The 11,635-nt window shown below is 68.2% G+C and carries 9 protein-coding genes; 5 read left to right on the top strand and 4 right to left on the bottom strand.

Features of this window, described 5'->3' with window-relative positions:
• Window positions 1-6 precede the first annotated feature (6 nt).
• Window positions 7-921: a LysR family transcriptional regulator gene (locus AGI3411_RS16190; RefSeq protein ID WP_129528394.1), complete on the bottom strand. Its 915-nt coding sequence runs from the start codon at window positions 919-921 to the stop codon at window positions 7-9.
• A gap of 112 nt (window positions 922-1,033) precedes the next feature.
• Between AGI3411_RS16190 and AGI3411_RS16185 the strand changes: the two genes are divergently transcribed.
• Complete coding sequence (locus tag AGI3411_RS16185) at window positions 1,034-2,455, top strand: M20 family metallopeptidase (RefSeq protein WP_129528393.1); 1,422 nt, start codon at window positions 1,034-1,036, stop codon at window positions 2,453-2,455.
• Between the two features lie 13 nt (window positions 2,456-2,468).
• Complete coding sequence (locus AGI3411_RS16180; protein WP_129528392.1) at window positions 2,469-3,449, top strand: Bug family tripartite tricarboxylate transporter substrate binding protein; 981 nt, start codon at window positions 2,469-2,471, stop codon at window positions 3,447-3,449.
• A 39-nt stretch (window positions 3,450-3,488) separates the two neighbouring features.
• On the opposite strand, the gene AGI3411_RS16175 is transcribed toward AGI3411_RS16180, so the two are convergent.
• The 3 genes from AGI3411_RS16175 to AGI3411_RS16165 all read right to left on the bottom strand — a co-directional run bounded on the left by AGI3411_RS16175 (window position 3,489) and on the right by AGI3411_RS16165 (window position 7,195).
• A complete protein-coding gene (locus AGI3411_RS16175) occupies window positions 3,489-4,067 on the bottom strand; it encodes a lipid-binding SYLF domain-containing protein (RefSeq protein WP_129528391.1) in 579 nt (192 codons plus the stop codon).
• Between the two features lie 112 nt (window positions 4,068-4,179).
• Entirely contained in the window at window positions 4,180-6,570 is a 2,391-nt protein-coding gene (locus tag AGI3411_RS16170) for a catalase (RefSeq protein ID WP_129528390.1), read from the bottom strand.
• Window positions 6,571-6,580: 10 nt separating this feature from the next.
• Entirely contained in the window at window positions 6,581-7,195 is a 615-nt protein-coding gene (locus tag AGI3411_RS16165) for a ferritin-like domain-containing protein (RefSeq protein ID WP_129528389.1), read from the bottom strand.
• 306 nt (window positions 7,196-7,501) lie between these two features.
• Between AGI3411_RS16165 and AGI3411_RS16160 the strand changes: the two genes are divergently transcribed.
• From AGI3411_RS16160 to AGI3411_RS16150, 3 genes are all read left to right on the top strand, one after another.
• Window positions 7,502-9,109: a PepSY-associated TM helix domain-containing protein gene (locus tag AGI3411_RS16160; protein ID WP_129528388.1), complete on the top strand. Its 1,608-nt coding sequence runs from the start codon at window positions 7,502-7,504 to the stop codon at window positions 9,107-9,109.
• Complete coding sequence (locus AGI3411_RS16155; protein WP_129528387.1) at window positions 9,106-9,456, top strand: DUF3325 domain-containing protein; 351 nt, start codon at window positions 9,106-9,108, stop codon at window positions 9,454-9,456. The genes AGI3411_RS16160 and AGI3411_RS16155 overlap by 4 nt, the downstream gene beginning before the upstream one ends.
• A 149-nt stretch (window positions 9,457-9,605) precedes the next feature.
• Window positions 9,606-11,600 (top strand): ribonucleoside triphosphate reductase, encoded by a 1,995-nt coding sequence (locus AGI3411_RS16150; protein WP_129528386.1) that lies wholly within the window; start codon window positions 9,606-9,608, stop codon window positions 11,598-11,600.
• Window positions 11,601-11,635: the final 35 nt, after the last annotated feature.

Genomic DNA, 11,635 nt, shown 5'->3' with positions numbered 1-11,635 from the left:
CCCCCCCTAGTCCCCGGCCTCCGGCGCCTTCGGCGCCATGGTCAGCCTCGCCGCCATGAACTCCAGGAACTCCCGGGCCAGCGGCGGCAGGGTGCGGCCTTGCAGCGTCAGCACCTGGATGCTCCGCTGCCGCATCTCGGGGTTGCTGAACGGCACGGCGACCAGCCTGGCCTCTTCCTGCCCCATGACGGTCAGGTATCCCGACAGGGCCACGATGGAGCTTCCCGGCAGCATGGGCAGAAAGGCGGCGGAATGGTTCGATACGTACGCGGGCTCGATGTGCAGGCCCGCATTGGCGCAGGCCGCGTCGAACAGCTGCCTGACCGTCGTGCCATGATCGCCCACCGACAGCGGCACCTTGGCCAGGTCGCGCATGCCGACGCTGCGGCGGCCGGCCAGCGGATGCTCGCGGCACATGACGGCGTAGACCGGCGCGCGGACCAGCAGCTCGGTTTTCAGCCGGTCGTCCTGGGCCGTGGTGTAGCGCAGCGCTATCTGCGACAGCCCTTCCAGCACCTGGCGGCTGACCTCTTCGGGCCGCTCCACGCGCAGGTGGAAGCGCGCCTCCGGCCGGATCCGCTTGAACTCGGCCATGCTCATGGGCAGGAAACGGTGGGCGAAGCCTTCGGTGCAGGCCAGCCTTATCGTTACGTCGCCCAGCTGGCCGCGCTGGCGGATCTCGGTGGTGACGCGCTCGGCCTCCAGCGCGGCGGCGTTGGCATAGGCGGCCAGCTGGAGCCCGGCTTGGCTGAGCTCCATGCCGCGCGCCTGCCTTTCGAACAACGCGACGCCCAGCCCGTCCTCCAGCTTGGAGATCTGGCGGCTGACGGCAGAGGCCGCCACGTGCTGCGAGGCGGCCGCGCCGGCGATGGAGCCGCAGCGCGCCACCTCCAGGAAATACCTCAAGCCCAACGAAATCATGCCAGCCCCTTTAGCCATGCCTTTACGGCAATGAATGAATGCCAATTATCTAATTGTGGCACGCGATGAAGCGTAATAACTTTGTGCCTCCCCACATCCATGCAGCCATGACGTGACCCGCGAACAAGCCCTCCTCCTCGCCCTGGATTCCTACGATAGCGGCGCGCTACAGGCCACCCTGGCCCGGCGCGTCGCCTACGCGACCGAAAGCGAGGTGCCCGAACAGGCGCCCGCGCAGCATGCCTACCTCAACGAAGACCTGGTTCCCCACTTGCGGGACCTGGGCTTCTCCTGCCAGGTCCATGCCAATCCGGCCGGCGTGGACCTGCCCATTCTGCTGGCGCGCCGAGAAGAAGCCCCAGGGCTGCCCACCGTGCTGATGTACGGGCACGGCGACGTGGTGCGCGGCAACGCCGCCAAATGGGACGCGGGCCGCGATCCCTGGCGCCTGCACGTCGAAGGAGACCACTGGTACGGACGCGGCACCGCCGACAACAAAGGGCAGCACAGCATCAACCTGGAGGCCATGCGGCAGGTGATCGCCGCGCGCGGCGGCAAGCTGGGTTTCAACGCGATCTGGCTCATCGAGACCGGCGAAGAAGCCGGCTCGCCCGGGCTGGCGGCTTTCTGCGAAGCCCAGCGCGAGGCCCTGTCGGCCGATGTGTTCATCGCCAGCGACGGGCCGCGCTTGAGCGCGCAGCGTCCCACGCTTTTCATGGGCTCGCGCGGCGCGGTGAACTTCGAACTCAAGCTGCGCGCCCGCGAACGCGGCTATCACTCCGGCAACTGGGGCGGCCTGCTGGCCAATCCGGCCATCGTGCTGGCGCACGCGATCGCCACGCTGGTCGACGCGCGCGGCCGCATCGCGGTGCCCGGCCTGCGCCCGCCTCCCATTCCCGAGGCCGTGGCCGCCGCGCTGGCCGACCTGGAGGTCGGCGGCGGCGAGGACGATCCCCGGATCGACGCGCACTGGGGCGAGCCCGGCCTGACCGCCCCCGAAAAGGTGTTCGGCTGGAACAGCCTGGACGTGCTGACCTTCGGCGCCGGCGATCCGGCCAAGCCCGTCAATGCCATCCCGCCCGAAGCCTCGGCCTGGTGCCAGTTGCGCTTCGTGGTCGGCACGGACTGGCGGGCGCTGGAAACGTATGTGAGGGAACACCTGCGGGCCGGTGGTTTCGACGACATCGAGGTTCGCGTGGGAATGCAGGCGGGCGCCACCCGGCTGTCGCCCGACAATCCCTGGGTGCGCTGGGCCGCCGCCTCGCTGGAGCGCACGACCGGCAAGCGGCCCGCGCTATTGCCCAACCTGGGCGGCTCCCTGCCCAACGACATTTTCGCGGACCTGCTTGGCCTGCCGACCCTATGGGTGCCGCATTCCTACCCCGCCTGCGCGCAACACGCCCCCAACGAGCACCTGCTGGGCAGCGTCGCGCGCGAAGGGCTGGCGATTATGGCCGGCCTGTACTGGGACCTGGGCGACCAGGGCCCCGCCTTGAACCGGGCGGCCGCCGCCCCCGCCTCCATCCCCACCTGACCGGACTTCCGCCATGACCGTCAAATCCCGTGCCGCCGCGGCGGCGCTTACCCTCGTGTTTGCCGCGCTCGCGGGCGCCGCGCAGGCCGCCTATCCCGAACAGGCGATCAAGATCGTCGTGCCCTTTACGCCGGGCGGCGCGACCGACGCCGTGGCGCGCCTGCTGGCCAACCGGCTGTCGGGCAAGCTGGGCCAGGCGGTCATTGTGGAGAACCGGCCCGGCGCCTCCACCGTGATCGGCGCCGAAGCCGCGGCGCGCGCGCAACCGGACGGCTACACCCTGATGCTGTCGGGCAGCACGACCTACACCGTGCTGCCGGCGCTCAAGGCCGGCCTGCCTTACGACCCCCTGCGCAGCTACGAACACATTGCCATCGTCGCGATGGCGCCCGTGGTGCTGCTGGCGAAGAACGGGCTGCCGGCCGGCACGGTGCAGGAAGCCGCCGCGCTGGCGCGCCAGCGCGGCGCCCAGGGCGAACTGATGTACGGCACCTTCGGCGCCGGCTCCGCGCCCCACTTGGCCGGCGAGATGTTCGCCGAAGCCGCGGGCGCCAAGATGATGCCGGTGCCCTACAAGGGCAGCGCGCAGCTGGTCACGGCAATGATCGGCGGCGAGGTCGACCTTGGCGTGGACACGGTATCGTCCGCCGCGCCGCAAGCCCGCGCCGGCAAGGTGCGCGCGCTGGCGGTCACCGGCGAGCGCCGCATGCCGCAGCTGCCGGATGTTCCCACCTTCGCCGAAGCCGGCATGCCCGGCGTGTCCTTCGTCGGCTGGTATGGGCTGGTCGCGCCGGCCCGCACGCCCGCCCCGGTCGTGCAGACGCTGAGCCGCGCGGTGGCCGAGATCATGGAAGATCCGCAGGTGCGCAAGTCGGTCGCGGACCTGGCGCTGGATCCCGTGTACCTGCCCGGGCAGGCTTTCCAGGCCCAGATCGCGAAGGAGCTGCGCACGTTCACCGACGTGGCCGCGCGCGCCGGGATCACGCTCGACTGAGGCCGGCGCACAGACCCCGCGGGCCGGGCGCCGCCGGAATCAGTCGGGATTGGCCCGGCTGATCTTGGACCCTTCCAGGCCCACGCCCGCCATCAGCCCTTGCTCGCCGAAAGGCACGGCGTAGACGTCCTGGGTCAAGGTCGTGGTGGTGATGCTGGCCGCATAGCCCTCGTCCACCATGACCAGGGTCGGGCCCGATCCCAACGACCAGCCGTCGCTCTGGTCCAGGAAGGTCAGGGCCGCCTCGTTCATGAAGAAGAGCGCATAGCCGAACTTCTGAGCGCCCGCCTGCAAGCCGAACGACACCGCAGATATCGTGTAATAGGCGCTGACCTTGCCGCGCCGCAACAGCGCGCCGTCGCCATGTTCCGCGCCGACCAGCAGCCCGCCTTTCAGGATGCTGGGAAATACCAGCACCGCAACCGCCTTTTCTCCCAGCGTCCGCGTCTTGGGTTCCTGGTGGTACAACCGTTCGAGCGCGGCGCGGGCGTCGCGGCCGATCTCGGCGGCCGTGTCCGCGCGAGCCTGCGCCGCCAGACAGAAGCACGCCGCCCATAAAAAAAGGCTGGCCCACAGCCAACCGTGAATCTTGCATGGCAAAGCGGATTCGCGACGCATACAGCCTCCTGGGTTGAGGACGGCAAGCGCCACGCGCGCTCGCCCCGACTTGCCCGAGCAAGTATTGAGGGGCGGGCCCGCGTTGTCAATATGCGCAGATGGGCAAACCGGCCTACACCGCGGGCGGGCTGGTCTCGCGTTCGGGATGGCGATGCCGGGCCAGCGCCTCCAGGAACATGGGCGCGCTGTTGCCTGGCTCCCCGTCGACCAGCAAAAGGCCGCCGTCGGCCTCGTCCGGCGGGATGCCGGCCGCGGCGAACAGCTGCTTGCCTTCGCCCATGCCCATCAGCGTCTTGCCGTGGCGATAGGCGTCGCGCAGGAACTCCAGCGCCCGCCCGTCGGCGCGCAGGCGCTCGGCGGCCGGCCCGCCTCCGGGCGCCACCGCCCCGTCGAACAACGCCGACGGCTGGTTGTCCAGGGATGCGTCGGCGTCCACCATCCGGCCGCCTTCCGCCGCCACGGGGCCGATCCGCTGGCCCACCAGCCTGACGACCACGCCCGCGCCGATCAACGCATCGGCAATGGCCGACACGGCCTTGGCGTCCACGCCCTCCGCCACCAGGATGGCGATCTTGCGCGTGGCGACACTGCCGTCGCCGGGCCTTGCCGTCAGGGACAAGGCGGGAGAAACATCCACCTCCGGCCTGGGCGGGTCGGCGATGGCGCGCGGCATAGGATCCGGCAGATCCATGCCCAAGCCGTCCGCCACGTCCCGCGCCAGTTCGTCGGCCACATTGCGCAAGGACGCGACCATGCGCCGCCGCACCGCGAGAACGGTCACCTTGCTCAGTTCAAAGGCGAAGGCGCTGGCGATGTGGCGCCGTTCCCAATCGGTCTGGCTGGCATAGAACAGCGTGGCCTGGTTGTAGTGTTCGGCGAATTTCTCTGGATGTCCGCGCAGCTCGTCGCCCGCGACCGGCTCCGGAAAGGACACAAAACCGTCCATGCCGGCCTGGAACGGACAGCCTCCCGCCAACGAGTTGGGTTCGTACGCCACCCGGCCGCGATGAATGGCCTGGCGATGCATGCCGTCGCGCTGGTTGTTCTGCACGGAAGCCAGCGGCGCGTTGATCGGAATCTCGTGGAAATTCGGGCCGCCCAGCCGCGATATCTGCGTGTCCACGTAGGAATGGATGCGCCCGGCCAGCAAGGGGTCGTTGGTGAAATCCAGGCCGGGAATCACATGTGCCGCACAGAAGGCGACCTGCTCCGTCTCGGCGAAGAAATTGTCGGGATTGCGGTCCAGCACCAGCCTGCCGACGGGCACCACCGGCGCCAGCTCCTCCGGCACGATCTTGGTGGCGTCCAGCACGTCGAAACTGAACCGCTCCGCCTCTTCCTCGGTGAAGACCTGCACGCCCAGTTCCCATTGCGGGCCGTTGCCCGCGTCGATGGCTTCCCAGAGATCGCGCCGATGGAAGTCGGGATCGGCCCCGGAGACCTTGACCGCCTCGTCCCACACCTGGGAATGCGTGCCCAGCACCGGGTTCCAGTGGAACTTCACCAACCGGGATTCGCCGGCGGCGTTGACGAAGCGGAACGTATGCACGCCGAACCCCTGCATCATTCTGAAACTGCGCGGAATGGCGCGATCCGACATGAGCCACATGAGCATGTGGGTGGATTCCGGCATCAGCGACACGAAGTCCCAGAACGTGTCGTGCGCCGACGCGGCCTGCGGCATGCCGTGATGGGGCTCCGGCTTCACGGCGTGCACGAGGTCCGGGAACTTCATCGCGTCCTGTATGAAGAACACCGGCATGTTGTTGCCGACCAGATCCCAATTGCCCTCTTCGGTATAGAACTTCACGGCGAAGCCGCGAACGTCGCGCGCGGTGTCCTTGGAGCCCCGCTCTCCGGCCACCGTGGAGAAGCGCACGAAGACGGGCGTGCGCTTGCCCTTTTCGGCGAACGGCGCCGCCATGGTCAGGTCGGTGAGCGGCCGGAGGCATTCGAAATAGCCGTGCGCCGCGGAACCGCGGGCGTGCACGATACGCTCCGGAATGCGTTCGTGGTCGAAGTGGGTGATCTTCTCTCGCAGGACGAAGTCCTTCAGCAAGGCCGGTCCGCGCAAGCCGGCCTTGAGCGAGTGCTGGTTGTCGCTGACTCGCACGCCCTGGTTCGTGGTCAGGGCCTGGCCGGTGGCGTCCGCGCGGACGCGCTCCAGCCGGCCGCCGGCGGCATTCACGCCCGGCGCTGCCGGGCCGTTGGTCTTCCCGGACGCCTCGCCCTCGGAGAGGGTGCTGGCCCCGGCGGAGGAGTCCGGCGCCCGCGCCGCGGTGCCGGCATAGGGACAGCGGGCGGCTTCCGCGCCATACTCCACCGCCTTGCCGGTGTTGTGCGGGATGGCGCTGGCCGTGGCGTCCACGGACGCGGCTCGCTTCGAGGCTGGACGCCGCGCCGCGCCCGCCGGCCCCGACCCCGGTCCGCTATCGGTATTCAGGTAGGCGGTCTCGACGGCGGAAGCCGAGGCAGGCTTTCCTGCGGATTTCTTGCTGGGCATGACGGATCTCCTAGTGGCCGAGCATCTTGTCGCGCGCTTGCTCGGCGCGCGACGCGCCGATCGCCGACTCCACCTGCTTGACCTCTTCGGGAGGCGGCAGCACGGCGGGGAAGCCCAGGGCCTCGATCCACAGTTCCCGCGACCAGCCCTTCGTGTGATAAAGATGGTGCTCCTCGTCGGTGACGACCGCGTCATAGGCCTGCTTGAGCACCTTGGCCTCCACGCCGCCCTGCTGGTCGGCGATCACGCCTATCAGCGTCCAGTTCGCATGGTCCTTCGTCTCGGCCAGCACCACGCACTCCGCCGCAACCAACTGGGCGGCATCCGGATCGCCCGCGGCGACCGCCATTTTCATCGCCTTGACCAGCGACTCGCCGATATGGCGCACCACTTCGCGCCCCGGCGGCTGGCGCTCCGGGTCCAGACCCAGTTGTTCGAACACGGTCAGCAACACGCGGCGGTGCGTGCGGGTTTCCTCCAGGTATTCCAGCCATTCCTTCTTCAGGTCCTCGTTGACCGCGCAGGACACTGCGGTCTCGTACACATTCAATCCCCCTATTTCCGTCTCCAGAGCCTGATATAGCAGTTCCTCGATCTGGGGGGCATTTCCGGCTTTGCGTTTCATTGGGCGCTCCTCTGTGTGGGTCATGTCGCGACACCGCCGCCGCGAACCGGCGGCCTTGCGGGTTGGAACGCGTGCCCAGCAACCCCCGTTCCCGGCCCGGCCGCAGGGCGAATCGCCTACGGCGAAACCGTCTTGCGGCGGCCGGCTTGAGCGCCCCGCGTGCAGAAAGTACAAAGGCCGGCGCCGCACTCACACTGGCCCCGTTTAGACTAGAATTGGAACCATTCTCAATAAAAATCAGGCCGCCCGGCCCGAGGCGGCATCACAGGAAAGAGGCTCGCTCTGAAATCCGGTTTCCGCCTGTCCATGGCCTGGCTCCACACGTGGGTCGGCCTGTGGTTCTCCTGGCTGCTGTTCGCCGTCTTCCTGACGGGTTCGCTGGCCGTTTTCTCCGAACCCATCACGCATTGGATGACGCCCGAGCACCAGGAAGCGGAAGCCCTGGCGGCGCAGCAGGAAAGCGCGCCGGTGGACCGGGCGCGGCGCTTCGGCCTGGCCGTGGATTACATGTCGCGCAACCACGCCGGCGCAGGCATGTGGGAAATCTGGCCTGTGGACCGCTATCACGGCAACGGGCTCACGGCCTACTGGTTCGACAAGAACGGCATGTACGCCGATGCCGAGCTGGACCCCATCACGGGCGCCGAACTGGAAGACCACCACGAGGCCGCAGGCCGGGCCACCCTGGGGGGCTCGCATTTCGTCGACTTCCACTACACCCTGCACGACGCCGGCCTGGGCCTGTGGATCGTCGCCTTCGCCAGCATGGCGATGCTGGTCGCGCTGATTTCCGGCGTGGTGACGCACAAGCGCATCTTCAAAGACTTCTTCACCTTCCGCTCCAGCAAGGGCCAGCGCTCCTGGCTGGACGGACACAATACCGCCGCGGTGCTGACCCTGCCCTTCCAGTTCATGATCGCCTACACCGGTATCGTGATCTCCAGCGCCACGTTCATGCCCGCCCCCATCGCGGCGAACTACGGCGCCGGCCCGCAGGCGGTGCGCCAGTACCTGGCCGAACTGGAAGGCGAGGAAAGCCGCCCGCGCAGCGGTATCGCGCAGGCCGTGCCGGCGCTCGAACCCATCGTGGCGCACGCCGAGCGGCTCATCGGCCAGACCGCCCGCGCCATCGTCATCCGCGACCCGGAAGACAGCGCCATGCGCATCGGCGTCTACGGCTGGAACGACGACGCGGACACATTGCGCAGCATCAGCGCCACCACCGGCATGGCGGAGTTCTCCGCGGACGGGGAACTGCTGCGCCTGCGCCCCGCGGGCGACGTCCTGGGCGGCGCGCCCTCTCTGACGCGCCAGGTCATGGGCGACCTGCACATGGCGAAATTCGGCGGCCTGGCCGTCCAGTGGCTGTATTTCATCTGCGGGCTGGCCGGCGCGGCCATGATGGGCACCGGCGCGGTGCTGTTCATGGTCAAGCGCCGCGGCAAGCACGGCAACGAGTTCGGCGCCGCCACGGCGCGGGTCTACCGGCTGATCGAAGGGCTGAACGTGGCCGCGCTGGCCGGGCTGGCCATTGCCTGCATCGGCTACCTCTGGGCCAACCGCCTGCTTCCCGTCGCTCTGGAAAACCGCGCCGCATGGGAACTGCGCTGCTTCTTCCTGGTCTGGGCGCTGACCCTGGGCCACGCCTGGCTCTGCCGCCCCCGTCACGCCTGGATCGTGCAGCTCGGCCTGTTGTCGGCGCTGTGCCTGCTGCTGCCGCTGCTGTCGTTCGCCACCCTGGGCGACCACCCCTACGCGCAGATCGCGCGCGGCGACTGGGAAAGCGCGGGCGTCGAACTGAGCGCCATCGCTTTCGGCGTACTATCGGGCTGGGCGGCCCTTCGTTTGTGGAGGCGGCCCGCCACGGCGCCCTCCCTGCGCAAATCCCGCGCGAACGAAGAGGCAGCGGCATGAACACCAACGATCTGTACGCCATTTCCATGGCCTTGCTGCTGACGTATTCCGGCATGGCCTGCCTGAGCCTGGCCATGCCGCGCCATTACGACCAGGTCTGGGGCCGCGACCCGTCCGCGGGCCACACCCGCGTGTTGCGCGGCGCCGGCGTACTCCTGCTGGCGCTGGCCCTGCTGCCCTGCGTCGGCCTGTGGGGCAATACGGTGGGCGTGGTGGCGTGGCTGGGCTGGCTGTCCGCGGGCGCGCTGCTGTGGGTCGGAATGCTGTCCTGGGCGCCCCGTCCGGCGGCGCGCACCGCCGCGCTGGCCGTGGCGATATCGCTGGCCGGCGTCAGCATCGGGTTCTAAGCCCCGCTCAGGCGGGAAAGGGCCTTGCACAAGCCTGGGTCCCGCGTTTGACGCGCATCAAGCCAGGCCGATATCTCGCACGCCAGGCGCGCCGTTCGCACCATATGTGGTGGTAGAGTTTTCACACCCTACTACATATGGTGTCAGCCATGCATATCCAGCACATTCTCAAGCGCGACGGCCGAGTCGCGGCGTTCGACCGCGACAAGATCGCCCAAGCCATCGCGGCGGCCGGCCAGAGCACCGGGGAACTGGACCAGGCGGGCGCGCAGGCGCTGACCGAAGCCGTCATCGCCGCGCTGGCGGGCAACCCGTGCCCCGGCGTCGAAACCATCCAGAACCGCGTCGAGGAAATCCTCGTCCAGGCCGGCTACTGGCGCACCGCGCGCGCCTACATCGTCTACCGTGAACAGCACGCCCGGCTGCGTTCCCTGCGCCACACGCTGGTGGACGTGGAAAGCGCCATGGAGGAGTACCTGGAGCAGCGCGACTGGCGCGTCAACGCCAACGCCAACCAGGGCTACAGCCTGGGCGGCCTGATCCTGAACGTGGCCGGCAAGGTCACCGCTAACTACTGGCTGTCGAACGTCTTCGCGCCCGAGGCCGGGCACGCCCATCGCGAAGGCGACATCCACATCCACGATCTGGACATGCTGAGCGGCTATTGCGCCGGCTGGTCGCTGCGCCAGCTGCTGACCGAGGGCTTCAACGGCATTCCCGGCAAGGTCGAAGCCACGCCGCCGCGGCACATGTCGGCGGCCATCGGCCAGATCGTCAACTTCCTGGGCACGCTGCAGAACGAATGGGCCGGCGCACAGGCCTTCAGTTCCTTCGACACCTACATGGCGCCTTTCATCCGCCGCGACGCCATGACGTATGCCGACGTGAAGCAGGCCATGCAGGAACTCATCTACAACCTGAACGTGCCCAGCCGCTGGGGCACGCAGACGCCCTTTACCAACCTGACCTTCGACTGGACCTGCCCGGCTGATCTCAAGGAACAGATCCCCTACGTGGGCGGCGAGGAAATGCCATTCGCCTATGGCGATCTCCAGGCCGAGATGGACATGATCAACCGCGCCTACATCGAAGTCATGATGGCCGGCGACGCCAAGGGCCGCGTGTTCACCTTCCCCATTCCCACCTACAACATCACGCCCGATTTCGACTGGGACCATCCCAATACCGAACGCCTGTTCGAGATGACGGCGCGCTACGGCCTGCCCTACTTCCAGAACTTCCTGAACTCGGACCTGGAGCCGCACATGGTGCGTTCCATGTGCTGCCGCCTGCAGCTGGACCTGCGCGAGCTGCTCAAGCGCGGCAACGGCCTGTTCGGATCGGCCGAACAGACCGGCTCGGTGGGCGTGGTGACCGTGAACTGCGCGCGCCTGGGCTACACCTGCCGGGGCGACGAAGCCAGGCTGATGCAACAGCTGGACCGCTTGCTGGAACTGGGCCGCGACGTGCTGGAAACGAAGCGCAAGGTCGTGCAGCGCTACATCGACCAAGGGCTGTATCCCTATACCCGCCGCTACCTGGGCACCCTGCGCAACCACTTCAGCACCCTGGGCGTGAACGGCATCAACGAAATGATCCGCAACTTCACGGACGACGCCGAGGACATCACCACGGCCGCGGGCCACGCCATGGCGATAAGGCTGCTCGACCGGGTGCGCGCCCGCATGACCGAATTCCAGGAGCAGACCGGCCATCTGTACAACCTCGAAGCCACGCCCGCCGAGGGCACCACCTACCGCTTCGCCCGCGAGGACAGGAAACGCTATCCCGCCATCCTGCAGGCCGGCAGCGAATCGCAACCCTACTACACCAACTCCAGCCAGTTGCCGGTGGGCCATACCGACGATCCGTTCCACGCGCTGGAACTGCAGGAAGCGCTGCAGGGCAAATACACCGGCGGCACCGTGCTGCACCTGTACATGAACGAGGCAGTGTCGTCCGCCGGCGCATGCAAGGCGCTGGTGCGCCGCGCGCTGTCGAACTTCCGGCTGCCGTACATCACCATCACGCCCACGTTCTCCATCTGCCCCAACCACGGCTATCTGGCGGGACGTCACGAGTTCTGCCCCAAATGCGATGCCGAGCTGCTCGCCAGGCAATCGGCATGCTGCACCCCGGCCTAGTGCCGGCCCCGGCCAGGCATCCGCCCGGCCCCTCT

The sequence above is a fragment of the Achromobacter agilis genome (assembly GCF_900496965.1).
In the GTDB taxonomy this organism is placed as follows: Bacteria; Pseudomonadota; Gammaproteobacteria; order Burkholderiales; family Burkholderiaceae_B; genus Achromobacter; species Achromobacter agilis.
Note: the sequence above shows the minus strand (reverse complement) of the source record. Positions and strands in the feature narration are given on the sequence as shown.

Bases quoted from the DNA above. Each gene is read 5' to 3' on its own strand.
- AGI3411_RS16190 (WP_129528394.1), bottom strand. From the start codon at position 921: ATGATTTCGTTGGGCTTGAGGTATTTCCTGGAGGTGGCGCGCTGCGGC.
- AGI3411_RS16165 (WP_129528389.1), bottom strand. From the start codon at position 7,195: ATGAAACGCAAAGCCGGAAATGCCCCCCAGATCGAGGAACTGCTATAT.
- AGI3411_RS16160 (WP_129528388.1), top strand. From the start codon at position 7,502: ATGGCCTGGCTCCACACGTGGGTCGGCCTGTGGTTCTCCTGGCTGCTG.
- AGI3411_RS16175 (WP_129528391.1), bottom strand. From the start codon at position 4,067: ATGCGTCGCGAATCCGCTTTGCCATGCAAGATTCACGGTTGGCTGTGG.
- AGI3411_RS16150 (WP_129528386.1), top strand. From the start codon at position 9,606: ATGCATATCCAGCACATTCTCAAGCGCGACGGCCGAGTCGCGGCGTTC.
- AGI3411_RS16155 (WP_129528387.1), top strand. From the start codon at position 9,106: ATGAACACCAACGATCTGTACGCCATTTCCATGGCCTTGCTGCTGACG.
- AGI3411_RS16170 (WP_129528390.1), bottom strand. From the start codon at position 6,570: ATGCCCAGCAAGAAATCCGCAGGAAAGCCTGCCTCGGCTTCCGCCGTC.
- AGI3411_RS16180 (WP_129528392.1), top strand. From the start codon at position 2,469: ATGACCGTCAAATCCCGTGCCGCCGCGGCGGCGCTTACCCTCGTGTTT.